This window comes from Kosakonia oryzae, from assembly GCF_001658025.2.
Taxonomy (GTDB): Bacteria; Pseudomonadota; Gammaproteobacteria; order Enterobacterales; family Enterobacteriaceae; genus Kosakonia; species Kosakonia oryzae.
This window is the reverse complement of sequence record NZ_CP014007.2, coordinates 856,623-880,716: the sequence shown is the minus strand read 5'-3', so window position 1 is coordinate 880,716 and position 24,094 is coordinate 856,623. Positions and strand designations below refer to the sequence as shown.

Annotated in this window: 23 protein-coding genes and 1 tRNA gene; 14 read left to right on the top strand and 10 right to left on the bottom strand. The window is 50.2% G+C overall.

Annotated elements, in window-relative coordinates:
- Window positions 1-53 precede the first annotated feature (53 nt).
- From AWR26_RS04310 to AWR26_RS04275, 8 genes are all read left to right on the top strand, one after another.
- Window positions 54-725: a fimbrial biogenesis chaperone gene (locus AWR26_RS04310; RefSeq protein WP_064563852.1), complete on the top strand. Its 672-nt coding sequence runs from the start codon at window positions 54-56 to the stop codon at window positions 723-725.
- A 20-nt stretch (window positions 726-745) separates the two neighbouring features.
- Window positions 746-3,319, top strand: coding sequence for a fimbria/pilus outer membrane usher protein (locus tag AWR26_RS04305; RefSeq protein WP_139227926.1), 2,574 nt, complete (start codon window positions 746-748; stop codon window positions 3,317-3,319).
- A 20-nt stretch (window positions 3,320-3,339) separates the two neighbouring features.
- On the top strand, window positions 3,340-4,305 hold the full coding sequence (locus tag AWR26_RS04300) for a fimbrial protein (protein ID WP_064563850.1): 966 nt from the start codon (window positions 3,340-3,342) through the stop codon (window positions 4,303-4,305).
- Window positions 4,306-4,532: 227 nt separating this feature from the next.
- Window positions 4,533-4,874 (top strand): hypothetical protein, encoded by a 342-nt coding sequence (locus AWR26_RS04295; protein ID WP_064563848.1) that lies wholly within the window; start codon window positions 4,533-4,535, stop codon window positions 4,872-4,874.
- Between the two features lie 68 nt (window positions 4,875-4,942).
- Window positions 4,943-6,226, top strand: a complete 1,284-nt coding sequence (locus AWR26_RS04290; protein WP_064563846.1) for an HlyD family secretion protein — start codon at window positions 4,943-4,945, stop codon at window positions 6,224-6,226.
- Window positions 6,219-8,333 carry a peptidase domain-containing ABC transporter gene (locus tag AWR26_RS04285; protein WP_064563844.1) on the top strand — a complete coding sequence of 705 codons (2,115 nt, stop codon included), beginning with the start codon at window positions 6,219-6,221 and terminating at the stop codon, window positions 8,331-8,333. The genes AWR26_RS04290 and AWR26_RS04285 overlap by 8 nt, the downstream gene beginning before the upstream one ends.
- Window positions 8,334-8,346: 13 nt before the next feature.
- On the top strand, window positions 8,347-9,183 hold the full coding sequence (gene yjeJ / locus AWR26_RS04280) for a YjeJ family protein (RefSeq protein WP_064563841.1): 837 nt from the start codon (window positions 8,347-8,349) through the stop codon (window positions 9,181-9,183).
- Between the two features lie 243 nt (window positions 9,184-9,426).
- Window positions 9,427-9,654 (top strand): hypothetical protein, encoded by a 228-nt coding sequence (locus AWR26_RS04275; protein WP_064563840.1) that lies wholly within the window; start codon window positions 9,427-9,429, stop codon window positions 9,652-9,654.
- Window positions 9,655-9,841: 187 nt separating this feature from the next.
- On the opposite strand, the gene AWR26_RS04270 is transcribed toward AWR26_RS04275, so the two are convergent.
- The 3 genes from AWR26_RS04270 to AWR26_RS04260 form a co-directional block, all read right to left on the bottom strand.
- Window positions 9,842-9,915: transfer RNA gene (locus AWR26_RS04270), tRNA-Gly, on the bottom strand.
- Window positions 9,916-10,007: 92 nt separating this feature from the next.
- Window positions 10,008-10,748 (bottom strand): amidase activator ActS, encoded by a 741-nt coding sequence (gene actS, locus AWR26_RS04265; protein WP_064563836.1) that lies wholly within the window; start codon window positions 10,746-10,748, stop codon window positions 10,008-10,010.
- A 65-nt stretch (window positions 10,749-10,813) separates the two neighbouring features.
- Window positions 10,814-11,713, bottom strand: a complete 900-nt coding sequence (locus AWR26_RS04260; protein ID WP_064563835.1) for a LysR family transcriptional regulator — start codon at window positions 11,711-11,713, stop codon at window positions 10,814-10,816.
- A gap of 215 nt (window positions 11,714-11,928) precedes the next feature.
- Here AWR26_RS04260 and AWR26_RS04255 point away from each other — a divergent pair, with 215 nt between their 5' ends.
- The 4 genes from AWR26_RS04255 (at window position 11,929) to idi (ending at window position 15,423) form a co-directional block, all read left to right on the top strand.
- Window positions 11,929-13,422, top strand: coding sequence for a UbiD family decarboxylase (locus AWR26_RS04255; protein ID WP_064563833.1), 1,494 nt, complete (start codon window positions 11,929-11,931; stop codon window positions 13,420-13,422).
- Between the two features lie 10 nt (window positions 13,423-13,432).
- Complete coding sequence (locus tag AWR26_RS04250; protein WP_074922549.1) at window positions 13,433-14,020, top strand: UbiX family flavin prenyltransferase; 588 nt, start codon at window positions 13,433-13,435, stop codon at window positions 14,018-14,020.
- 16 nt (window positions 14,021-14,036) lie between these two features.
- Entirely contained in the window at window positions 14,037-14,753 is a 717-nt protein-coding gene (locus AWR26_RS04245; RefSeq protein WP_064563829.1) for a DUF554 domain-containing protein, read from the top strand.
- A 118-nt stretch (window positions 14,754-14,871) separates the two neighbouring features.
- Window positions 14,872-15,423 (top strand): isopentenyl-diphosphate Delta-isomerase, encoded by a 552-nt coding sequence (gene idi, locus AWR26_RS04240; protein ID WP_064563827.1) that lies wholly within the window; start codon window positions 14,872-14,874, stop codon window positions 15,421-15,423.
- 47 nt (window positions 15,424-15,470) lie between these two features.
- On the opposite strand, the gene lysS is transcribed toward idi, so the two are convergent.
- The 5 genes from lysS to xerD form a co-directional block, all read right to left on the bottom strand.
- Entirely contained in the window at window positions 15,471-16,988 is a 1,518-nt protein-coding gene (gene lysS, locus AWR26_RS04235) for a lysine--tRNA ligase (protein ID WP_007370260.1), read from the bottom strand.
- Window positions 16,989-16,997: 9 nt separating this feature from the next.
- A protein-coding gene (prfB, locus tag AWR26_RS04230; protein ID WP_107147091.1) for a peptide chain release factor 2 occupies window positions 16,998-18,096 on the bottom strand; the annotation gives its coding sequence in 2 pieces (ribosomal slippage) (window positions 16,998-18,020 and window positions 18,022-18,096; 1,098 coding nt in all).
- Between the two features lie 91 nt (window positions 18,097-18,187).
- The gene (gene recJ / locus AWR26_RS04225; protein ID WP_064563825.1) at window positions 18,188-19,921 is read right to left on the bottom strand and encodes a single-stranded-DNA-specific exonuclease RecJ; all 1,734 of its coding nucleotides are present in this window, start codon (window positions 19,919-19,921) and stop codon (window positions 18,188-18,190) included.
- 5 nt (window positions 19,922-19,926) lie between these two features.
- Window positions 19,927-20,640, bottom strand: a complete 714-nt coding sequence (dsbC, locus tag AWR26_RS04220; protein ID WP_007370257.1) for a bifunctional protein-disulfide isomerase/oxidoreductase DsbC — start codon at window positions 20,638-20,640, stop codon at window positions 19,927-19,929.
- 24 nt (window positions 20,641-20,664) lie between these two features.
- Window positions 20,665-21,561 (bottom strand): site-specific tyrosine recombinase XerD, encoded by an 897-nt coding sequence (gene xerD, locus AWR26_RS04215; RefSeq protein ID WP_064563824.1) that lies wholly within the window; start codon window positions 21,559-21,561, stop codon window positions 20,665-20,667.
- A gap of 100 nt (window positions 21,562-21,661) precedes the next feature.
- Here xerD and fldB point away from each other — a divergent pair, with 100 nt between their 5' ends.
- Window positions 21,662-22,183 carry a flavodoxin FldB gene (fldB, locus tag AWR26_RS04210; RefSeq protein ID WP_064563822.1) on the top strand — a complete coding sequence of 174 codons (522 nt, stop codon included), beginning with the start codon at window positions 21,662-21,664 and terminating at the stop codon, window positions 22,181-22,183.
- Window positions 22,184-22,201: 18 nt separating this feature from the next.
- Here the strand turns inward: fldB and AWR26_RS04205 are convergent, their stop codons facing one another.
- Both AWR26_RS04205 and sdhE read right to left on the bottom strand, forming a co-directional pair.
- The gene (locus AWR26_RS04205) at window positions 22,202-22,618 is read right to left on the bottom strand and encodes a protein YgfX (RefSeq protein ID WP_043956668.1); all 417 of its coding nucleotides are present in this window, start codon (window positions 22,616-22,618) and stop codon (window positions 22,202-22,204) included.
- On the bottom strand, window positions 22,599-22,865 hold the full coding sequence (gene sdhE / locus AWR26_RS04200; protein WP_064563820.1) for an FAD assembly factor SdhE: 267 nt from the start codon (window positions 22,863-22,865) through the stop codon (window positions 22,599-22,601). Before sdhE ends, AWR26_RS04205 begins: the two co-directional genes overlap by 20 nt.
- Before the next feature lie 248 nt (window positions 22,866-23,113).
- On the opposite strand from sdhE, the gene ygfZ reads away from it, so the two are divergent.
- Window positions 23,114-24,094 carry a tRNA-modifying protein YgfZ gene (gene ygfZ / locus AWR26_RS04195; protein ID WP_064563818.1) on the top strand — a complete coding sequence of 327 codons (981 nt, stop codon included), beginning with the start codon at window positions 23,114-23,116 and terminating at the stop codon, window positions 24,092-24,094.

Here is a 24,094-nt window from a genome sequence, read left to right as displayed (position 1 = left end):
TAATTGCGGCCTGTTCCTTTCGGGGAGCAGGCCTCTTTTTTAAAGATGTAACTATGATAAAAATATCTGCATATACACTTTCCCTTCTCTTTTTATGCACGTCAGCACAGGCGGGTGTAGTGCTTGGCGGCACGCGCATTATTTATGAAGAAGGGAAAAAAGAAGTTTCCATCGACATTGAAAATAAAGGATCTGCCCCGTATCTCATTCAGTCATGGGTCGAAAATAAAGATGGCGTGAAAACGGGTGAGTTTTTAGTGACGCCGCCATTATTTCGTCTGGACGGTGATAAAAAGAATGCTTTGCGCATTTTTAACTTATCAAAAGAATTAGCCGGTGACAGAGAATCACTATTTTTTCTTAACGCAAAATCTATTCCCGGCGGAGAACCAGGCAACAATACATTACAGATTGCTATCCGCAATCGCTTGAAACTAATTTATCGCCCGCGCGCTTTACAAAAAGAGAGACCGGAGAACCGAACTGAGGAATTAAGCTGGACAAGAGTTGGCAGCCAGTTAAAAGTTACAAACCCGACACCGTATTATCAAAATTTCATGTTTATCAAAATCAATGATAAAGACATCGAAATGAAAGATAAAAATTATGCAGCTCCTTTTACAGATACCTGGTTTGATATTGGTGCCATCAACGGTAATCAAATTAGCTGGAAAATTATAAATGACTATGGTTCGGCTGGCCCACTCCATAGGAAAAATTTATAGTAATACACGAGGTTATAAAAATGAAAGATGAGTCTTTCAATGTCCATTATAAGGCTGGGTTAAGCCTGCTGATTCGTGTCACACTTGTGTCATTTTTTTTTTCGGACTGTGTCGCAGCTAAAAGCTTCTTCAACCCTGAATTTTTAAAAAACGGCGATCAGCAAAATGAAATTGGCGACCTCTCTTATTTTGACATGGGGCTGCGCCAGATCCCGGGAATCTACCGTGTTGATATATGGTTGAATGGTAAAGCAATTGAAACAAGCGACGTTGAGTTCATAGCCCAGAAACATGAGGCAAGCGATGCTATTGAGCTGGCACCCTGCCTTAATCTGCAAAAAATGATTTCGTTAGGCTTAAATGAAAATTACATTAAGCAGAATCCCTGGCTGGCAAAAGACCCTCAGCGTTGTGATATTCTATCACTCATCCCTGAAGCTACGGCACAGTACGATACGGAACTCCAGCGTCTTAATTTAAGTATACCTCAAGCTGCATTAGTCCGTAAAAATCCGAATATTGTTCCACCTGAACAATTTGACCAGGGTATTCCGGCATTTCTGCTGAACTATAAATTTCTGGCCAGTCAGACAAGTTCCAGGCAGACCTCTGCTAAACAGGATAGTTATCATTTGAACTTACGCCCGGGCCTGAATATCGGAGCATGGCGCTTACGCCATTATTCAACCTGGTCGAGAACAACCGATAAATATCGTAATGATGATTCATGGGATAATATTTATACTTATGCCCAGCGTGATATTATTCCATTACGTAGCTCCCTCGTGTTAGGCCAGAGTACCTCACCTGGTGATATTTTCGACAGCGTTGGTTTTACCGGTATCCAACTGGCGACTGACGATACAATGTCCCCTGAAAACATCACTGGTTATGCTCCGGTCATTCGCGGTATTGCTAAAAGCAACGCCAAAATCGTTATTCGGCAAAACGGTTACCAGATTTACGAAACCTACGTTTCTCCAGGTGCATTTGAAATTGATGATTTGTATCAAACAAACTCTAACGGGGATTTACACGTTACCGTTCAGGAGTCTGATGGCAGCCAGCAAATCTTCACGGTGCCTTACGCCTCACTGCCTGTCATGCGCCGCGAAGGCAGCCTCAAATACAGCCTGACCTCTGGCGTTTATCGCACCTACGATAACAGTATCGCTGAAACGCCATTTACACAGGCCAGCGCCAGCTATGGTCTGCCGTTTAATGCCACCCTGTATGGCGGGGTACAGGCAGCGTCGAAATACCAGGCGCTGGCTGCGGGTATTGGGAAAAATATGGGTAAGATTGGCGCAGTGTCAGTCGATGCAACGCAGGCATGGTCCACAAAAAAGGATGCCGAAAAAACCAGCGGCCAATCCTGGCGTATTCGCTACAGTAAAAATATTACCCAGACTGGCACCAATTTCGCTATTGCTGGTTACCGATACTCAACCTCGGGTTTCTATACGCTTGGCGACGTGCTGAATACATACCGTGACGATAACCGCAGGTATCAACTGTATCGCGTCCGTAACCGTACCGAAATGAATATCAACCAGAGTATTGGTGAGCGCCTGGGTTATATTTCACTGGGCGGAGTCATTGAAGATTTCTGGGATAATAATCGGCAAAACAGATCGATCAATACCAGCTATAGCAATAGTTGGAACAACATTAGCTACAGCCTTAACTATAGCTATGTGCAATCCATACAGAACAGAGGAAGTTTCGAGAAAAAATATAATGATCAGATTATTAGCCTGACGGTTAGTCTTCCTCTCGATCAGTGGTTGCATACAAATCATAGCCTCTATGCGTTTAATAATATGAATATCGCCAAACCTGGCGAGACCTCGCTTATGGTTGGCGTGGCCGGTACAGCGCTGGAAGAAAATAACCTCAACTGGAGCGTTCAGCAGGGTTATGGGAATAAATCGAATGCCAGCGGCAACCTCGATCTCTCTTACCAGGGAACCTACGGCGAATTGGCCTCCTCTTATGGCTACAGCCAGCAGTCACGTCGCTTCAGCTATGGCGTTTCAGGAGGAATGATCGTTCATGAACGCGGACTGACGTTAAGCCAGTCACTGGGCGAAAGCGTGGCTCTGGTTGAAGCGCCGGGAGCAGCAGGAACCAGCGTGTCAAATCATACCGGCGTGAAGACAGATTTCCGCGGCTATACCGTGGTGCCGTACGTCACCCCGTATCGTCTGAACGATATCGTTCTTAACAGTGAGACTCTTCCCGACAATATGGAGCTGAACAGCAACACCGCAACAGTTGTGCCAACTCGCGGCGCGGTTGTGCGTTCAAGTTTTGACGGCAAAGTGGGGATAAAAGGGTTTATCAGGCTGCTGGATCGCTCAGGGAAAATACTCCCCTTCGGTGCCACGGTGACCGTGCAGAATGCAGAAAATAACGTGTCCAACTTTGTGGGTGAAGAGGGGCAAGTCTATTTAACGGGTCTGAGCGATCATGGTTCTCTTTTCGCCAAATGGGGTAATGAAGCCAATAAGCAATGCAAGGCTTCTTACGATTTCCGTGACAGCCCTGCATCACCAACCGGCATCCAGCAAGCTGAAGCCATCTGCCAGTAAGATTTCAGGAAAGTTAAGATATGAAGAGATCTATTTTTATAACATTTTCACTAATGTTATCAATATTGCACTCTACGGCAATTTATGCTGCGGGATGCAGTGCGTTGGCTTCAGGTATAGGAGCGGATGGCAATAAACGCGAGTACCGTTTGAATAGCCCATTAATTGCCATTGACCCTAATGCTCCCGTGGGTGAAATATTATGGTCCCGTAACATTGATACTTCAGGGAATAAATGGGCCTGTAATTCTACAGCGCAGCGTCCATATGTATCAGCAATGGGCCCCGCCTACTCAACGGTTATTGGCAGCAATTCAAAGGGCAATATTTATGCTACTGGTGTAGAAGGACTTGGCATTCAGATTAGCGATCTTTATCAACCCAACAGATCGGTACCTAATAAAGCCTGGCCTACAGCGCCACAAACATTAAACTGGGCAAGTAATAGCTATACCCGTGTCGACTTTATTAAGGTTGGCAAGATTGGATCCGGAACGATGCCCAATGGTCCTATTGCGACCTATACGATGGACGGCGTCACCGTTATGACAGTTTCTGCATACAGTTCAACGATAAAAATTAAAAGTTGTACCATTGATGGCGTATATAATCGCACGATTAACCTGGGCAGGTTTAATGCGCGCGATATAAACCCAACATCGAAAGATGTTCCTTTTACATTAACTCTGGCCTGCCAGGCCGATTCTGTTCCGGTATATGTACAATTTGATGCGCTGAGTGGCAGCGGCGGCGATGGTTTATTAAACATTGATTCAACTGGTACTAACCCGGCAACAGGCGTTGCAGTAGAAATTGTCGATGCTTATAGCCATGCGCCAGTAAAACTTGGCCAGGAGAGTAAATACCACATGAACAGCGAAACAGCTATTTATATCTCACTTGCTGCCCGGTACAAAAAAATCGCATCCACCATTACTCCTGGACAGGCTAATGCAGGGATGACAATTACTATCAATGAACGTTAAATGCGGGTCGAAACCTTAACAGTATCGTCCCTGCTTAATAACGGAAATTATTATTGGCGGAATTTAAAGATGAAATGACTTGATTTCACAAAATTTAAGTTGCCTTTAAGGTAAGTTAGCTTAAAAAATAACGAACATCAGCGCGGGATCTATTTCTTGACGTTGAATTTTGTTAGTTGAAAAATTTGCAATGCAATTAACTGAAACATATAAAACTAAGGTAAATTATGAAAACATTATCTGTTCAAGAAATGAATAATGTCTCAGGGGCTTACTCCTGGAACAGCTGGACGTCTATTTTCAGCAACACTATTGAAGCGATTGCAAGTGCAACTTTAGGTGCTGCGGCAGGTTTTGCAATAGGTGCAACTATTGGTGGTAAACACGGCGGTGATGGCGGTGGCTTGCTGGGTGTTGGTGCAATTGGCCAGGGCGTTGGTATGGTTGGTGCTGGTGTCATCGGTGGTATCGCTGCTGCTATTGGCGCAACAATTATTGGTTTCGACAAAACCTGGGAATATTCTAAAAAATTCCTGGATGGCCTCTTCAGCGGCACTTTTGTTCCGTGATTAAGTTTTAATCCTGAATCCAGGCCCGACTTGTTCGGGCCTTTTTTTAACTTCCAGGTAATATGCCAATGGGCCAAAAATTATTCAGACAAGAAGCCGTCGATCACCAAAGAAGTTACTGGAAAGGCAAGGTCATTTTATTTAAAGGCGTATCACCTTTTATTATTTCAGCGTGCTGTATTGCTTTTATGGCAGTTCTTATCGCCATGCTTTGCTTCTTTAAATTCACACAACGCATCGATGTTGTGGGTGAAGTGATTACCCTCCCCCATCCATTGAATATTTCATCACCGCAACCGGGATTTATATCGCAACAATTTATTCAGGTTGGTGATACGGTTAAAAAAGGCGATGTACTCTTTGAGCTTGATGTTTCTAAAAGCACCAATGCGGGAAACGTATCCGATACAAATATTTCAATGATAAAAGCTAAAATTACCAATGCTGAAGAAATCATTAATAAACTGAAAGCGAACAAAGATGATTTTATCGCGACCACGCAACGGCAAATTCAGCGTTATGAGTATTCACTTACTGAAACGGATGGGCTGTTAGCTACGGCGAAACAGGGCTTAACAAAAATGGAAAGTGCGCTGCAGAACTACAATCAGTATCTGAAGAAGGGGCTCATTAATAAAGACCAGTACAATAATCAGCATTCACTTTATGTGCAGCAGCAGAATGCCTTTCAATCATTATCGACGCAAAAGATGCAGCTTGAACTGCAACTGACCCAGTCGCGTAGTGATATCACGGTTAAATCTGCTGAACTTGATAACCAAATTGCGGCGCAATATAACCAGCTAAGCGATTTTCAGTCTCAACTGATTGAAACAAATGCCAACGGCAAAATCCTGGTAAAATCGACTATTGGTGGACGGGTGGAATCCGTTGCGGTTACGCCTGGCCAGATGGTTGATGCAGGCAGCAGTCTGGCACAGATTAAGCAATTAACGGATGTTAAGTACTATTTATTGTTATGGCTTCCTGATAATAGTCTGCCGTACGTCAAAATCGGCGATACGGTCAATATTCGCTATGATGCATTTCCATCGGATAAGTTTGGTCAGTTTTCCGGAAAAATAAAATCAATATCATCAATGCCCGCGACGCGCAGAGAATTAGCAGAATACAGTATTGGTCAGTCAAACACGAACTCGGCACAGACGCTTTATAAAGCAATCATCGACATCAAACAAAAAGAATTCATCTATAAAGATAAAAAATTAGAATTATCAAACGGCCTTAAAGCCAAAAGCTTAGTTTTCATGGAAGAAAGACCGCTTTATCAGTGGCTGTTTTCGCCCGTATATAAAGTTGCGCAAAGTTTGACGGGACCTAATAATGAATAAAGATATTCTTGATTCTATTTTCAAGCGAATCAACTTTTCCATTAAGAATAAAGTACCGGTTATTATTCAGTCAGAAGCAACTGAATGTGGTAATGCCTGTTTAGCCATGATCTGCGGATACTATGGTAAAGATATTGACCTGTTTAATTTTCGTACTCACTATGGCTCGCCATCTCAGGGAGCAACGTTAACTGATCTTAACAATGTTGCGCTGAAAACAGGGCTTAAAACACGGGCGCTTTCGCTCGATATTGATGAAATAAAAGAGCTGCGTCTGCCTTGCGTACTGCACTGGTCATTAAATCACTTTGTGGTATTGGTGGCGGTAAAGGGCAAACGCTTCGTGATTAACGACCCGGCAATGGGTCGGCGCATTGTTCATCAGAAGGAGATGTCTGAGAATTTCACCGGCATTGCGCTTGAAGCATGGCCAGACAGCCATTTTAAACAGGAAAAACAGCGCTCGCGGCTCAAGCTGCTGGATTTAATGCGCAATATTGTTGGCCTGAAATCGGCGCTGAGCAAAATTTTTATGCTTTCCGTGGTCATTGAGGCGATTAACCTTCTCATGCCGATGGGTACGCAACTGGTCACCGACCATGTTATCACCGCCCATGACAGCAATCTGCTGCTGGTGATCTGCGCCGGGCTGCTGTTTTTTACCATATTTAAAACTGCGGTCAGCATGATAAGGGCATGGGTATCACTGAAGCTGAATACGCTTACGGATATCCAGTGGAAAACCAGTTTTTTTGATCATTTACTGAGCCTGCCGCTCGCCTTTTTTGAGAAGCGCAATTTGGGGGATATCCAGTCGCGATTTTCTTCTCTGGATACCATCCGCGCCACCTTCACAAATAACATTGTGATGGGAACGATCGACTCCATCATGACCGTGGGCGTATTGGTTATGATGAGTCTGTACGGTGGCTGGTTGGTCTGGGTCGTGCTCGGCTTTACCGTGTGTTACGCGGCAATGCGTATTATCACTTACAAATTTTACCGTACGATCAGCGAAGAGCTGATCGTTAAACGCGCGCGTTCGGGTTCCCATTTTATGGAGACGCTGTACGGTATCGCGACCATAAAATCGCTGAACCTTAAAAACCGCCGCTCTCAACACTGGCTCAATACTAATATCGACGTCAGCAACGCCAGCCTGCGACAGACGCGCTTTGATATGTTATTTGGCGGTATCAATACTTTTATCAACTCTGTTGATCAGGTTGTCATTCTATGGCTTGGCGCACTGATGGTGATGGATAACACCATGACCATCGGTATGTTTATGGCGTTTAATGCCTATCGTGGCCAGTTTGCCCAGCGCGCCTCGTCGCTTATTGATCTGGCAATGCAGTTCAAAATGCTGTCGCTGCATAACGAGCGTATTTCAGAAATAGTCTTCAGCAAACCGGAAGCGGAATCACCACCGAGAAAAGTTTTCGAGAACAGCGCTGGCGTACCGTTGCAGGTTCAGAATTTGTCGTATCAGTATGACAAACTGACCAAACCGGTGTTTTCCAATGTGAATATTAGCGTTGCCGCGGGCGAATCCGTGGCATTAATTGGTGCCTCCGGAATTGGTAAAACGACTCTGCTGAAAGTGATGTCCGGCCTGCTGACACCCGATCATGGTGATATTTTCGTCGGTGATTTTGACGTCAAAAAAATCGGTGTAAATAATTACCGTGCCTGTACTGCCTGTGTATTGCAGGAAGATCGTCTTTTTTCAGGTTCTATTGCCGATAATATTTCCGGCTTTGAAGATAATGCCGATCAGCAACTGATTGTTGAATGTGCCATAAAATGCAATATCCATGAAGAGATCATGCGCATGCCAATGGGTTACGAGACCATTATTGGTGAATTAGGCAGTGGCATCTCGGGTGGTCAGAAACAACGCTTATTGATCGCTCGTGCACTTTATCAGAAACCCAATATTTTATTTATGGATGAGGCCACCAGCCATCTTGATGCAAATAATGAAAGAATGATTAACAACGCGATTGAATCATTAAATATTACGCGCATTATTGTGGCGCACCGTCCGTCTACTATTGCCTGCGCAGACAGGGTTATTGATCTTTCCAAAATATCATCGCTGTAAAGGAGAATGATAAATGAATATGTTAAAGGGAATAAACACGGGAGTTATCAACTCGGCAGATGGTGTACCTGTAATTGCGCTGAAAATGATTGATTCTGGCGATAGCGAGCAGTTACTTTTATTACCTCCTGACCAGTTGCAGGAGGTGATGTTTGCTCTGTTTAGCTGCTACCGCTCATTACATCGGATCTACCAGCAATCGCCGGATCAGATCCGCGAGCAGGTGAACGCTCACTCACAATCGTTGAGTACCAATGTTCCGGCAATTTCTCTCGATGAGGTACAAAGTATCAGCGCTGAACGTTGCGTAACGAACTTTGTGCTCAAGCAGCGGCAGGACAGGATTAATTTCTTGTTTTTATTACAGAACAATGAAAATCTGTTATTGGCTTTAGACTATACGCAAATAGAATATGTTCTCAGTCTGCTGGCAAACACCATCCAGAACGCGGGTAACGAGCAATTAATGGCGCTGTGTTTGACTATGAATGACTTTATTCCGCTGTATGTCACCACCTTTAATAAGGATGAAAATAAAGGGATCGATTACAATCAATTTTCGGTGCCGGACTGGAAATCGGAGACTTTTGACACATTTCATTCTATTTTATTTATCCAGCCGGATGGCACAATTGCCTGTGGCGCGATCATTAAAGCAGAACCTGCATTCCCGGCAGGTCGCATTGAATTCATTGCACAAATTTTACTGCAGAATAATAAAATGCTCGTACCCTATAAGAATCACACTATGATTATCGATCATACCCGGCTGGATATACCTGTGGGCGATGAGAGTATGGAAACGCTATTACGCGCGCATATAGCTCATCGGACAACGAAACTGGGATAACAGGCTAACGGTGGAATATGGAGCGGTGAAGAAACATCACCGCTTCAAAAATTTTCCAGCCCACTATTTCGACAACGAGATGTTACGTTTAATGGCTCTCCAGCGCCTTTCCCTTCTTCATTACATCCGCAAACGAGCCAATCAGGAATCATCTTCAAATAATGCAGTTCTCACCATAGCCTTGATGTGGTCTTTCGATTAGGCTGTTTCCTTCCATGGACAGACAAGGAGAGCTTACTCGTCGTGGATAACATCCTGGTTTTGAAAGCAATCGTTGCGGCAATTCTTGCCCTGTGGGCAATTGATGTACTCAGAACAAAGCGAAGAAAAGAGCACAGCGACCGCGCTATTGCCGAGGCTAACGCCAGAGAACGCCATGACTGGCGCTATTTCAGATGGGGGCTTCGGATAATGCAGATCGCATGTGCGCTCTATTTCATCCTGTCAGCGATAAAATTCATACAGACGTAGTCGCATCAACTGGAGGCTGCAAGGTTAGGTAAATCGATTACGCGCCATTCTTTAGGGCACAATAACGAGACGTAACAGTTAACCGCAGAACGTAGTTCCTGGCGGCATATCATCAACAACATCGCTTCGCAGCCAGCGATAATCATGTTTCAGGGAAGCTTGTAGAATAAATACGGCAGGAGATTTCTGGAGCGGGCGAAGGGAATCGAACCCTCGTATAGAGCTTGGGAAGCTCTCGTTCTACCATTGAACTACGCCCGCGTCGAAGTGCGTAACGCATTATAGTCTTTACGCACCGTCTGGCAAGATACGCCTGCGCTAACAGGTTAATTTATCGTCTGTTCGGCGCATATTTAACATTTGGGTGGGCTGCCCTGCGGCGGTAAATAACGCAGCGGATCAATCGCTGTTGCCCGGTAGCGCAACTGGAAGTGCAAGCGAACAGAATCCGCATCACTGCTGCCCATGGTGGCGATCTTCTGCCCCGCCTTCACGTTCTGCCCGTTATTCACCAGCATCGTATCGTTGTGCGCGTAGGCCGTAATGTAATCTTCGCTGTGCTTAATCATGATCAGATTACCGTAGCCACGAAGCTGGCTACCAACGTATACCACCTTCCCTGCACCAGCGGCATAGATGGCTTGCCCGCGCGAACCTGCAATATCAATCCCCTTATTGCCGCCGTCGGAGGTGGAGTAACCCATAATCACCTTCCCGCTGGTTGGCCATCGCCAGCAACGTTGCCCTACCGGCGGCCATGAGGATTGCGGCACGGCGGAGGACGGCGTGACTTTAGCGGTTTTCGTGCTGGTTTTACCCGAGGATGCGCTGGCTTTAGAACCATTAACCTTCAACCTCTGCCCCACTTCGATGGTATATGGCGGCGAGATCCCATTCATACTGGCGAGATCTTTCACGCTGGTTCCGGTAATGCGTGAAATACGGTACAGCGTATCGCCCCGCTTCACCGTATAGGTGGAGCCGGAATAACTGCCTCCGGAAGAGGATTTCCCGGCGCAACCTGCCAGCAGCAAAGCGATCGCCAGGCAAAAGGCAATACGGAACGGGTTACTCATCAGGCGTCCTGCGCGCAAAACAGCTCCTCGATTAGAATAAATGGCGACCTATGATAGCAGCCACAATCCGGATGCCAATACTTTCACGATGAATGGCGCGGCATCGGATAGCCCTGAGCAATGATTTCCATCATTTCCGGCAGATACGGCATTGCCGGCATCTTCACCAGAGCCGGGTAAAATACCTGCGGCGACGGAAAAACATCTACTACGTGGCAGTTGATTAATTTAGCTGCATCCACCTCTGATGACGGCAGCAGCGTCGCCGCTGCGAGACCAGACTCAAGCCATTCCAGAATCACGCCTGGCTGGGTGATATGCATGATCACCCGCGGATTCCCACCCGCTTTACGGAACAGGTCGATTAACATCTCATACGTTCCGGCATCTTTTGCCCGGTGCAGCAACACCAGCGGAAATGCCGCCAGCGCCTGGTAATCAAATGGGCTCGCTGGCATTTCAGGCAAACACTGTTTGCTGATCACCGCAACCAGCCGTACCGGATCGAAGGAGACATAATCAAAACCTTCACTACGATAGGGGCGCTGGATCAATGCCAGATCGATTGCACCTTCGTTAAGCATGGTTTCCAGATGGCTGGAATCCGTTACCGAAATATTAATCTCCGCATCAGGATGACGCTTATAAAGCTCCAGCAACAATGGCTTGAAATACGATTGGAAAAGATGGGTTAAGCCGATTCTTAACTTGAATTTCTCTTTATTAGCAATAGCGACCGTTTCGCGGGCGGTGTCTTCAACCTGACGTAATATTTCGCATGCTTTACGATAAAGAAAATATCCAGCATCAGTTGGCTCAATACGATTTCCCTGGCGGGTAAACAGTGAAACCTGTAGCTCTTCTTCCAGTTCCTGGATCCGTTTACTCAATGGCGGCTGCGCCATATTCAGCACTTTCGCGGCCTGGCTTACGGAACCCTGCTCTACAACGCGGCAAAAATAGCGCAACCTTTTCAAATCCATACAGATCTTCTCCACGATCTCCCGGCGCTCAGTATCACACTTAGCGCAGAAAAGGAAAAGTCTGGTTTCTCAATCAAATTAGAAACCTAAATTTAACAATTTTATAAATAGTACTTTTTTGATCTGGTCTGAATCAGGAAAACGGTATTTGTTTAATGTTCACTGGAAAAATAAGGTAGCCACGACAGTAAACCCTTTTTTCGATGGAACAGACTATGTCAAATAGCACAAATAAAAATACCAGCGGCGTTACAGATTTACGCTCGGCGATTGAATTATTAAAAACACTGCCCGGCGAATATGTCGAAACCGATACTGAAGTTGATCCACACGCCGAACTTTCCGGTGTTTACCGTTACGTTGGCGCGGGCGGCACTTGCCAGCGCCCAACACGTAAAAACGGCCCGGTGATGATGTTCAATAAAGTGAAGGGCTTCCAGGATATCAGCGTGGCTATCGGCCTGAACGGCTCGCGTAAACGCGTCAGCCATTTTCTCAACTGTGCGCCGGAAAAATTGGGCCACCTGCTGAAAGATTCCGTGCAGAACCCTATTCCGCCAGTGCTGACCAAAGACAATGCCGTCTGCCAACAGGTAGTCCATCTGGCCAGCGACGCTAACTTCGATCTGCGCAAACTGCTACCAGCACCCACCAATACCGAAGAGGATGCCGGCCCGTACATCACAATGGGTCTGTGCTACGCTTCCGATCCTGAAACACACGAATCCGATATCACCATTCATCGCCTTTGCGTACAGAGCCGCGACGAGCTGTCGATGTGGTTAACCCCGGGCCGCCATATCGATGCATTCCGCATGAAAGCGGAAGCTGCCGGGAAACCACTGCCGATCTCGATCAGCATTGGCGTCGATCCTGCTATCGAAATCGCTGCCTGCTTTGAGCCGCCAACTACCCCGCTGGGTTATGACGAACTGAGCGTTGCCGGTGCCCTGCGCGGCAAGGCTGTAGAAATGGTGCAGTGTAAAACCATCAACGAACGCGCCATTGCGCATGCGGAGATCGTTATCGAAGGCGAACTGCTGCCGAACGTACGCCTGCGTGAAGATCAGAACACCAATACCGGTAAAGCGATGCCTGAATTTCCCGGCTATACCGGCGAGGCCAAAGATGCGCTGCCGGTAATCAAAGTCAAAGCCGTCACCCATCGCTACAATCCGATCTGGCGTACCACTGTGGGTCCAGGCGAAGAACACGTCAATATGGCGGGCATCCCGACGGAAGCCAGTATCCTTGATATGGTGGGCCGCGCAATGCCGGGCAAGCTGCTCAACGTGTTCGCACACTCTGCGGGCGGCGGTAAACTGCTGGCGGTGATGCAATTCAAAAAATTCTCCCCGGCGGATGAAGGTCGTCAGCGCCAGGCAGCCCTGCTGGCATTCTCTGCCTTCCCGGAACTGAAACACGTGATTCTGGTTGATGAAGACGTAGATATTTTCGACAGCGACGATGTGCTGTGGGCAATGCAAACCCGATATCAGGGTGATGTCGATACCGTCACGATTCCCGGGGTTCGCTGCCATCCGCTCGATCCCTCGCAGATCCCGGCTTACAGCCCGAGCATTTCACAGCCGGGCATGTCCTGCAAAACCCTCTTTGACTGTACGGTGCCATTCCATCTGAAAAGCCATTTTGAACGCTCGAAGTTTAAAGAGATTGATGTGAAACGCTTCCTGCCTGATTTCGAGTAAGGGGAACAATGTGGCGGCATCTCAACGCATCATTGTCGGCATTAGCGGTGCTTCTGGTTTTCAGTATGGCGTAAAGGCACTTGAGCTTTTACGTGCGCAGGATCTTGAAGTCCATCTGGTTATCTCAAAAGGGGCGGAAAAAACCTGTGAGCTGGAAACGGACTATCAGCTGGATGAGGTGCTGGCACTGGCAGATGTGGTTCACCCTATTGGTAATCTTGGCGCAGCCATTTCCAGCGGATCGTTTAAAACAATGGGCATGCTCGTTGCCCCCTGTTCTATGCGTTCGCTGGGATCCATCGCAAACTGCCTGACAGATAACCTGCTAACCCGGGCCGCCGACGTGGTGCTTAAAGAGCGCCGCCGTCTGGTGCTGCTGGCGCGCGAAACGCCACTTAACCTCGGACATATTCGCAACATGCAGGCGGTAACAGAAATGGGCGGAATTATTTTCCCGCCGGTTCCGGCGCTATACCAGCGCCCGCAAACCACTGATGAAATCATTACCCACAGCGTCAGCCGCGCGTTAGACCTGTTTGGTATTGATGTGAAAAACCTTCCGCGCTGGGGCGAGGGCAACCTGGCTCATAACGCGTAATCATGCAGGAAATATTATGTTAATCGGTCCTTATGTGAATGGCGTTGCCGTTATTGTCGGCGGTTTGCTGGGTTCACTCGTTGGCAAGCGTATTCCGGAGCGCGTAAAAGTGGCGCTGCCCCTGACCTTTGGTCTCTGTTCGGTCGGTCTTGGTATCAACCTGGTGATAAAAGTGAAGTTTATGCCTGCCGTGGTTCTGGCAATGGTGCTGGGCGCAGTCATTGGCGAAGCATTCTTTCTGGAAAAACAGATCGGTAGGGCGGCAGGCACAACGCGCGGCTTAATCAACCGCGTGTTCCCACCGGTTCAGGGCCTGAGCCACGATGAATTTACGGAGAAATTTGTCGCGATTCTGGTGCTGTTTTGCGCCAGTGGCACAGGTATCTTCGGTGCGATGCATGAAGGCATGACTGGCGATCCCTCCATCCTGTATATCAAAACGGTGCTCGATTTGTTTACCGCCGCCATTTTCGCCACCATGCTGGGCTTCTCAGTAATGACCATCGGTTTACCACTGATTGCCGTGCAGGTTGCGCTGGCAACGCTGGCGGTTTACATCCTGCATATGATCACTCCGAACATGATGGGGGATTTTTCCTGCGCGGGAGGGCTAATCATGGTCGCAACGGGGCTGCGGATTTGTAATATCAAGCCGTTCCCGGTGGCGAATATGTTGCCCGGACTGGTACTGGTAATGCCCTTTTCCGCTCTCTGGGCAAAACTTTTCGCCTGATAGTTGGTTATAATCGCGTTTGCCCGGTGGCGCTGTGGCTGGCTGGTTTGCAGGGATCGTGTTCCGTGTAAACTGGCTAAGTCCAGCGCCACCCGGCGTTTTATGTTCGGGAGTCGTTATGGGTACACAAGAGCACGTTATTTTAGTGAATGAGCAGGGAGTGGTAACCGGTACGCAGGAAAAGTACGCCGCACATACATCGCAAACGCCGTTACATCTGGCTTTTTCATGCTGGATTTTTAATGCCGCAGGGCAGTCTCTGGTGACACGGCGTGCATTAAGTAAAAAAGCCTGGCCAGGCGTCTGGACGAACTCCGTTTGCGGGCATCCGCAAAAAGGGGAAACCACCGAACAGGCCCTTATTCGCCGCTGCCGTTATGAAGTCGGCGCCGGGATCGGGCGCATTACCGCCATCGCACCAGAGTTCCGTTACCGTGAAACCGATCCTTCCGGCATCGTGGAAAACGAAATCTGCCCGGTCTTCGCCGCGCAAATCACAACGCCGTTGACGATTAACTACGATGAAGTGATGGAATATCAGTGGGTGGATCTGCAGGCGTTATTGCAGGCGCTCAATGCTACGCCCTGGGCTTTTAGCCCGTGGATGGTGGCAGAAGCAGCCACTGCGCAGGCCGCGCTCAGAGATTTTGTCGCCACATTGCAGGTATAAAAAAGCCCCGTCGTTGTTCACGCGGGGCTTTTTTTATCGCCGGGCGATTACTTCACCGGACGCATTGCCGGGAACAGGATCACATCGCGAATGGTGTGGCTGTTGGTAAACAGCATTACCATACGGTCGATACCAATGCCCAGGCCCGCCGTCGGCGGCAGACCGTGTTCCAGCGCGGTCACGTAGTCTTCGTCGAAGAACATCGCTTCGTCGTCGCCCGCATCCTTTGCTGCAACCTGGTCAGCAAAACGCTGCGCCTGATCTTCCGCATCATTCAGTTCGCTAAAGCCGTTACCAATTTCACGACCGCCGATGAAGAACTCGAAGCGATCGGTAATTTCCGGATTAACGTCGTTACGGCGCGCCAGCGGGGAAACTTCCGCCGGGTATTCCGTAATAAAGGTCGGTTGAATCAGATGCGCTTCGGCCACTTCTTCGAAGATTTCGGTCACGATACGGCCCAGACCCCAGCTCTTCTCAACTTTGATACCGATGCTTTCAGCAATTGCTTTCGCGCTGTCGAAGTTATCCAGATCCGCCATGTTGGTTTCCGGACGGTATTTCTTGATCGCTTCGCGCATGGTCAGTTTTTCGAACGGTTTGCCAAAGTCGAAAACTTCATCGCCGTAAGGTACTTCGGTTTTGCCGAGAATATTCTGCGCCAGCGTGCGGAACAACGATTCGGTCAGTTCGATCAGATCTTTATAATCCGCATACGCCATATAGAGTTCCATCATGGTGAACTCAGGGTTATGGCGAACGGAGATACCTTCGTTACGGAAGTTACGGTTAATTTCGAACACGCGCTCGAAGCCGCCAACCACCAGACGTTTGAGGTACAGTTCCGGCGCAATACGCAGATACATGTCCAGATCAAGCGCGTTGTGATGGGTGATAAACGGACGCGCGGACGCACCGCCCGGGATCACTTGCATCATCGGCGTTTCAACTTCCATAAAGTCGCGGCTCACCATGAACTGGCGAATACCGGCCAGGATCTGCGAACGCACTTTAAAGGTATTGCGGGATTCATCGTTAGAGATGAGATCCAGGTAACGCTGGCGATAGCGCGCTTCCTGATCCTGCAAGCCATGGAATTTATCCGGCAGCGGACGCAGAGCTTTGGTCAGCAGACGCAGTTCGGTGCAGTGAATGGAAAGTTCGCCGGTCTTGGTTTTGAACAGCTTGCCGCGCGCGCCGAGGATATCGCCGAGGTCCCATTTTTTGAACTGTTCGTTATATACGCCTTCTGCAAGATCATCGCGCGCAACGTACAGCTGAATACGACCGCCCACATCCTGCAAGGTTACGAATGAGGCTTTACCCATAATGCGGCGGGTCATCATGCGGCCAGCAACGGCCACTTCAATACCCAGGGCTTCCAGTTCTTCGTTCTCTTTGCCATCAAATTCAGCGTGCAGCTTGTCAGAGGTCTGGTCACGACGGAAATCGTTCGGGAACGGCACACCCTGCTCGCGCAGTTGCGCCAGCTTCTCGCGGCGGGTTTTCAGTTCATTGTTAAGATCGACTGCCGCGTCAGCGCCCTGTGCTTGTTGTTCAGACATGTTGGTTCCTCATAACCCTGCTTTCAAACTTGCTTCGATGAATTGATCCAGGCTGCCGTCCAGCACCGCCTGCGTGTTGCGGGTTTCAACCCCGGTACGCAGATCTTTGATGCGGGAATCATCCAGGACATAAGAACGGATCTGGCTTCCCCAGCCGATATCGGACTTGGTGTCTTCCATCGCCTGTTTCTCCGCATTTTTCTTCTGCATTTCCAGTTCATAAAGCTTCGCTTTCATCTGCTTCATGGCCTGGTCTTTGTTTTTATGCTGAGAACGATCGTTCTGGCACTGCGTTACCAGCCCGGTCGGAATATGGGTAATACGTACCGCGGATTCCGTACGGTTAACGTGCTGGCCGCCCGCGCCAGATGCGCGATAGACGTCAATACGCAGATCCGCCGGGTTAATCTCGATATCAATATCGTCTTCCACTTCCGGGTAGACAAATGCGGAGCTAAAGGAGGTATGACGACGGCCGCCGGAGTCAAACGGGCTCTTACGCACCAGGCGGTGAACGCCGGTTTCGGTACGCAGCCAGCCGTAGGCGTAATCGCCGATGATCTTGATGGTCACAGATTTAATACCCGCGACTTCACCTTCAGACTCTTCGATAATTTCAGTTTTGAAGCCGCGTGCTTCCGCCCAGCGCAGATACATGCGCATCAGCATGCTCGCCCAGTCCTGCGCTTCGGTACCACCGGAGCCCGCCTGGATATCGAGGTAGCAATCGGCGCTGTCATACTCGCCGGAGAACATGCGACGGAACTCAAGCTGCGCCAGCTTCTCTTCCAGCCCGTCCAGCTCGGCGACCGCTTCGTTAAAGGTTTCTTCGTCGTCAGCTTCTACTGCCAGCTCCAGCAGACCGGAGACATCTTCCAGCCCCTGCGACATTTGATCGAGGGTATCGACGATAGCTTCAAGTGAGGAACGCTCTTTGCCCAGCGCCTGTGCGCGCTCTGGCTCATTCCAGACGTCCGGCTGTTCCAGCTCGGCGTTTACTTCTTCCAGACGCTCTTTCTTGGCGTCATAGTCAAAGATACCCCCTAAGAACGTCGGAGCGCTCCGTGAGGTCCTGAATACGATTTTTTACCGGGTTAATTTCAAACATGGTCTGATTTCTTTTAATGGACTTGTCAAAATGCGGTGATAAGGGCGGGAGTTTACCGGATCCACGCCCTTTTTTGTAGCGAATACTGGCGCTAAAGTGGCCAGAGATTTTCGATGATAAGCTGTACGCTACGATTCCCGCGGAACTCGTTGACATCAAGTTTATAAGCAATATTCACCTGCCGCACGCCGTTGTCCGGCCAGCAGGTGGTATCGACGTTAAACGCTATGCCATCAAGCAGCGGGCCGCCACCGACCGGCTCGAGCATGACCTTCAGGTGACGCTCGCCCACCAGCCGCTGCTGCAACAGCCGAAACTCGCCATCGAACAGCGGCTCCGGGAACATTTGCCCCCACGGCCCGGCTTCACGCAGCATTTCGGCGACATCCAGCGTCATCTCTTGCGGCGTTAGCGGGCCGTCAGAAACAATCTCACCCTGCAACAGCGCCGGATCCAGCCATTCCGTCACCAGTTCGCCGAAGCGTTGTTGAAACTCTTCGAAACGATGCTCTTCCAGTGTCAAACCAGCAGCCATCGCATGACCGCCAAACTTAAGCATCATGCCAGGGTAGAGCATATCCAGGCGCTCCAGCGCATCACGCATGTGCAGCCCCTGAATTGAACGCCCGGAACCTTTCAGAACGCCATCGCCAGCAGGCGCGAAGGCAATCACCGGCCGATGAAAACGCTCTTTGATACGCGAGGCAAGGATCCCCACCACCCCCTGATGCCATTCAGGATGATACATCGCCAGCCCGCCGGGCAACGTATCGCGGCTTCGTTCAAGCTGCTCGCACAAGGTTAGCGCTTCGGCCTGCATCCCTTGTTCAATCTCTTTGCGCGTCTGATTCAGCGCATCCAGATCGTTAGCCAACTGACGCGCTTCGCCGAGGTTATCGCATAACAGCAGCGCGACGCCCACCGACATATCATCCAGCCTGCCCGCCGCGTTCAGCCGTGGGCCCAGCGCAAAACCCAGGTCGCTTGCCGCCAGTTTCTGCGCGTCGCGATTGGCGATTTCAAGCAGCGCTTTAATGCCAGGACGACAGCGCCCGGCGCGGATCCGGCTCAGGCCTTGCCAGGTGAGAATACGGTTGTTGGCATCAAGCGGCACCACGTCTGCTACCGTTCCCAACGCGACGAGATCGAGCAGTTCCGCAAGATTCGGCATTGCCAGACCGCGCGATTCAAACCAGCCGTTGTCGCGCAGAAAAGCGCGTAGCGCCAGCATCAGATAAAAAGCGACACCGACGCCCGCCAGCGATTTCGACGGGAAATCACAGTCGCGCAGGTTGGGGTTCACAATGGCTTCCGCATCCGGCAGGGTATCGCCAGGCAGATGGTGATCGGTCACGACCACAGGAATACCCAGTTCGTGCGCCCGCGCCACCCCGGCATGCGAGGAAATACCGTTGTCCACTGTCAGGATCAACTGCGCGCCGCGCGCATGCGCCTGATCGACCACTTCCGGGCTGAGACCGTAACCGTCGTCAAAACGGTTCGGCACCAGGTAGCTCACATTTTCACAGCCCAGCGCACGCAGCGCCAGGACGCTGAGCGCCGTGCTGGTTGCGCCATCGGCATCAAAATCACCGACCACGATAATGCGTAAATCTTCGCGCAGCGCCTGATAAAGGTGCGAAACTGCCTCATCAATACCGGTAAGTTGCTGCCAGGGCAGCATGCCTTTTACGCTGCGCTCCAGTTCGCTGGCCTTACGCACGCCGCGGCTGGCGTAGAGCCGACGCAGTAACGGCGGTAAGCCTTCCGCCAGTTCCGCAGAATCATCCACCTTACGGCGGCGAAGTTGTATCTGAGCTTTCACGCGTTTTATTTACCGCTGGTGGCTTGCTGATGTTTGTCGAGGAAGGCTTTCATCTCAGCCGGTGCCTGATAGCCCGGAACAAGGTAGCCATCGTTCAGCACAATGGCCGGTGTTCCGTTGACGCCAAACTGCACGCCCAGCGCATAGTGGTTAGCAATATCAATATCGCAACTGGCCGGTTTGATGCCTTTGCCATCCATCGCGTCATCAAAGGCTTTATTGCGATCTTTGGCACACCAGATCGCTTTCATCTGGTTTTCAACTTCACTCGGCACGCCCTGACGCGGGAACGCCAGATAGCGGACGGTGATACCCAGCGCGTTGTAATCCGCCATCTCACTGTGCAGTTTCTGGCAATAACCGCAGGTGATGTCGGTGAACACGGTGATCACGTGTTTTTCTTTCGGCGCCTTGTAGACAATCATCTCTTTTTCCAGCGCGTTAAGATGCGGCAACAGCATTTGCGTGGTGACATTCACCGGCTGCGCGCCGCTGACATCGTACATCGGTCCCTGGATAATATGTTTGCCGTCTTCGGTCACATACAGCACACCGCTGTTGGTCAATACCGCTTTCATTCCGGCGACGGGAGCGGGCAATATCTCAGAGCTCTGTACACCCAGTTTTGCCAACGACTGCTTGATAGCGGCGTCGTCGGCATGCGCAACGCCGGAAAAAGCCGCTGCCAGCAGGGTGAACATAATCAAACCATTTTTCATAAAACATCCTTTAATTATCAGCCATCACGCCCGCGGGTGATGCTGTTCATGAAGCTTACGCAGCCGCTCGGTGGCCACATGCGTATAAATTTGCGTTGTAGAAAGATCCTGATGCCCCAATAGCATTTGCACCACGCGCAGGTCCGCACCGTGATTAAGCAAATGCGTGGCAAAAGCATGACGTAAAACGTGAGGGGAAAGCTTTTCGCTGTCAATCCCCGCCAGCACGGCATAGTGCTTGATACGGTGCCAGAAAGTCTGGCGCGTCATCTGCTGAGCACGCTGGCTGGGAAACAGCACATCAATCGATACACCATTCAGCAGCCACGGACGCCCGTGTTCAAGGTAGTTTTCCACCCAGTACACCGCATTTTCACCCAACGGTACCAGCCGTTCTTTATTACCTTTACCAATCACCCGCAACACGCCCTGGCGCAGGCTAATATCGCTCATGGTCAACCCGACCAGTTCAGAGACGCGAAGCCCGGTGGCATATAAAACCTCAAGCATGGCTTTATCGCGTAACTCCAGCGGTTGGTCAACTACCGGAGCCTGTAAAAGTCTCTCAACCTGCGCTTCCGTTAAGTCTTTTGGCAGACGCTGCGGCAGCTTCGGCGAGGCCAGTTGCGCGCTGGGATCGTCACTACGGATTTTCTCCCGGTACAGGTACTGGAAGAGTCTTCGTACAGCGCTGAGCAGACGCGCTGAACTGGTAGCTTTGTAGCCGCCATCCACGCGTTCGGCCAGCAACGCCTGTAAGTCATCGCTTCTCGCCTGCATCAGACTACTTCCACGATGATGCAGCCACTCGGCCACACCTTGCAAATCGCGGCGATAGGCACTGAGCGTATTGTCCGCCAGATTGTTTTCCAACCAGAGCGCGTCAAGAAATTGTTCGATACGTGCGAAATCCTGCTCCATTGAAACGCCTCCGTTTCTCAATCGCTGCATTATGCCTGATAGCCGTACGATTCTGGTACACTGCTCACAAAGACACATCCGGAATTGAGACGTTTACGTTATGAATATTGGCCTGTTTTACGGTTCCAGCACTTGCTATACCGAAATGGCGGCGGAGAAAATCCGCGAAATTATCGGGCCGGAACTGGTGACACTGCACAATCTGAAAGATGACGCACCCGCACTGATGGAGCAATACGATGCGCTTATCCTCGGCATTCCGACCTGGGATTTTGGCGAATTGCAGGAAGACTGGGAAGCCATCTGGGATCAGCTTGATGACCTCAACCTTGACGGCAAAATCATCGCGCTGTACGGCATGGGCGATCAGCTCGGCTACGGCGAATGGTTCCTTGATGCGCTGGGCATGCTGCATGACAAACTGGCACCCAAAGGCGTGACGTTCATCGGCTACTGGCCGACGGAAGGCTACGAATTTACCAGCAGCAAACCGGTGATTGCCGATGGTCAACTGTTTGTCGGCCTGGCGCTGGACGAAACCAATCAGTACGACCTGAGCGATTCGCGCATTCAGTCATGGTGTGAGCAAATCCTGACAGAGATGGCGGAACGGCTGGTTTAAAGGCAGCCATTTCCCCTGTTAATGCAGCCCCTGCGCCGGTTTCTGTGATATTACCCGGCGCAGATCGCGCCACTCCTGCGCATCCATGCTGTCTGCCGCCAACCATAAATGTTGACGACGCCCATCCTCTTCACGGCGCAAGCGCAGCATCATTCCACTGCGTAACATCCACGGCGTTCCGATAATATCCCATTCCACGCCCTGCCAGCGCAGGCGGGAATCCATCAGCAGTTTGAGCTCGCCATGGCAGGCATTGATCCGCCGCTGGCTGCGCACGCAATCAAAAACCACCAGCGACAGCAACAGCAGCCACAGCGGTGTGTAACTCAAAGGCCAGGGCATCAGCAAAATGAGTGCTGCGCCCAGACCGTGGAGCAAAAGCGAGATCCATTGTGCGCGCCAGGAGACGCGTAACTCAGATTGCCACAGGACCACGATCCCGATTCCGTGTCTGGATTAACCGCACCATTTTTTGTAACCCCGCGTCCTGAGGCTCTCCATGATTCATTAACCAGTTGAATAAATCAGGATCGTCACTTTCCAGCAGACGAACAAACAGCTGTTTGTCATCATCGCTCAGCGTGTCGTACTCATGTTCGAAAAAAGGCATTATTGAGATGTCGAGTTCACGCATTCCACGGCGGCACGCCCAGTGGATACGGGCTTTGTTGTTAATATCCATGATCTTCTCCCTGCATCAGCATAATGGGCCCATTGTAACGTGTTTTTAATATTCCTTTTGCGGAATATTTCGCTTCGCGGGGCCGCTTCCAGAATTAATCGCACCCACTGCAAAAAATATCACTGTGCTGCGTAATGCTGCGCAACGCGTGCACAATGGCACAAAACGCATGCTTTATTACTTGCATTGAACAACGGCTCTTTTACCATTAAGAACCAACACAGCGTTAAGCTAATCAGGACATTATTATGCCTTTTACTCCGTTTCCTCCGCGTCAGCCGACCGCATCATCACGTCTGCCGCTGACGCTTATGACGCTCGATGACTGGGCGCTGGCAACGATTACCGGCGCAGATAGCGAAAAATACCTGCAAGGCCAGGTGACCGCAGATGTCACCACGATGACGGCTGAACAGCACCTGCTGGCAGCGCACTGTGATTCTAAAGGGAAAATGTGGAGCAATATGCGGTTGTTCCACTTCCAGGACGGTTTTGCCTGGATCCTGCGCCGCAGCGTGCGTGAAGCGCAGCTTCGTGAACTGAAGAAATACGCCGTATTCTCTAAAGTCGCCATTGCACAAGACGATGAACACGTGCTGCTGGGCGTGGCCGGCTTTCAGGCGCGCGCGGCGCTGGCGAATCTCTTTACCACCCTTCCGGACAGTGAAAAACAGGTTATTCAGGAGGGTGATACCACTCTGCTGTGGTTTGCGCATCCTGCCGAGCGTTTCCTGCTGGTAACCAGTGCCGCAACGGCGCAACAGGTGACCGAAAAACTGCGGGGCGAAGCGCAGCTTAATAACAGCCAACAGTGGCTGGCGTTGAATATCGAAGCAGGCCTGCCGGTTATTGATGCGCCGAACAGCGGGCAGTTTATCCCACAGGCCACTAACCTACAGGCGCTGGGCGGCATCAGCTTTAAAAAAGGCTGTTACACCGGCCAGGAGATGGTGGCTCGAGCAAAATTCCGCGGCGCCAACAAACGCGCATTGTGGTATCTGGCAGGGACAGCCAGCCGGGTGCCGGAAGCGGGAGAGGACCTTGAGTTGAAGATGGGAGACAACTGGCGCCGTACCGGTACCGTGTTGGCCGCGGTGCAGCTTGATGACGGGCGCCTTCTGGTTCAGGTGGTGATGAACAACGATATGGAACCCGGCAGCGTGTTCCGCGTGCGCGACGATGCGAATACGTTAAGCATCGAGCCGCTGCCTTATTCACTGGAAGAGTAA

Excerpts from the sequence above, each read along its gene's own strand:
- AWR26_RS04260 (WP_064563835.1), bottom strand. The coding sequence starts at position 11,713 with ATGGATTTGAAAAGGTTGCGCTATTTTTGCCGCGTTGTAGAGCAGGGT.
- AWR26_RS04300 (WP_064563850.1), top strand. The coding sequence starts at position 3,340 with ATGAAGAGATCTATTTTTATAACATTTTCACTAATGTTATCAATATTG.
- xerD (WP_064563824.1), bottom strand. The coding sequence starts at position 21,561 with ATGGAGCAGGATTTCGCACGTATCGAACAATTTCTTGACGCGCTCTGG.
- AWR26_RS04285 (WP_064563844.1), top strand. The coding sequence starts at position 6,219 with ATGAATAAAGATATTCTTGATTCTATTTTCAAGCGAATCAACTTTTCC.
- AWR26_RS04295 (WP_064563848.1), top strand. The coding sequence starts at position 4,533 with ATGAAAACATTATCTGTTCAAGAAATGAATAATGTCTCAGGGGCTTAC.
- fldB (WP_064563822.1), top strand. The coding sequence starts at position 21,662 with ATGAATATTGGCCTGTTTTACGGTTCCAGCACTTGCTATACCGAAATG.
- AWR26_RS04305 (WP_139227926.1), top strand. The coding sequence starts at position 746 with ATGAAAGATGAGTCTTTCAATGTCCATTATAAGGCTGGGTTAAGCCTG.
- lysS (WP_007370260.1), bottom strand. The coding sequence starts at position 16,988 with ATGTCTGAACAACAAGCACAGGGCGCTGACGCGGCAGTCGATCTTAAC.
- AWR26_RS04310 (WP_064563852.1), top strand. The coding sequence starts at position 54 with ATGATAAAAATATCTGCATATACACTTTCCCTTCTCTTTTTATGCACG.
- sdhE (WP_064563820.1), bottom strand. The coding sequence starts at position 22,865 with ATGGATATTAACAACAAAGCCCGTATCCACTGGGCGTGCCGCCGTGGA.
- ygfZ (WP_064563818.1), top strand. The coding sequence starts at position 23,114 with ATGCCTTTTACTCCGTTTCCTCCGCGTCAGCCGACCGCATCATCACGT.
- yjeJ (WP_064563841.1), top strand. The coding sequence starts at position 8,347 with ATGAATATGTTAAAGGGAATAAACACGGGAGTTATCAACTCGGCAGAT.
- dsbC (WP_007370257.1), bottom strand. The coding sequence starts at position 20,640 with ATGAAAAATGGTTTGATTATGTTCACCCTGCTGGCAGCGGCTTTTTCC.
- AWR26_RS04255 (WP_064563833.1), top strand. The coding sequence starts at position 11,929 with ATGTCAAATAGCACAAATAAAAATACCAGCGGCGTTACAGATTTACGC.
- AWR26_RS04245 (WP_064563829.1), top strand. The coding sequence starts at position 14,037 with ATGTTAATCGGTCCTTATGTGAATGGCGTTGCCGTTATTGTCGGCGGT.
- AWR26_RS04290 (WP_064563846.1), top strand. The coding sequence starts at position 4,943 with ATGGGCCAAAAATTATTCAGACAAGAAGCCGTCGATCACCAAAGAAGT.
- idi (WP_064563827.1), top strand. The coding sequence starts at position 14,872 with ATGGGTACACAAGAGCACGTTATTTTAGTGAATGAGCAGGGAGTGGTA.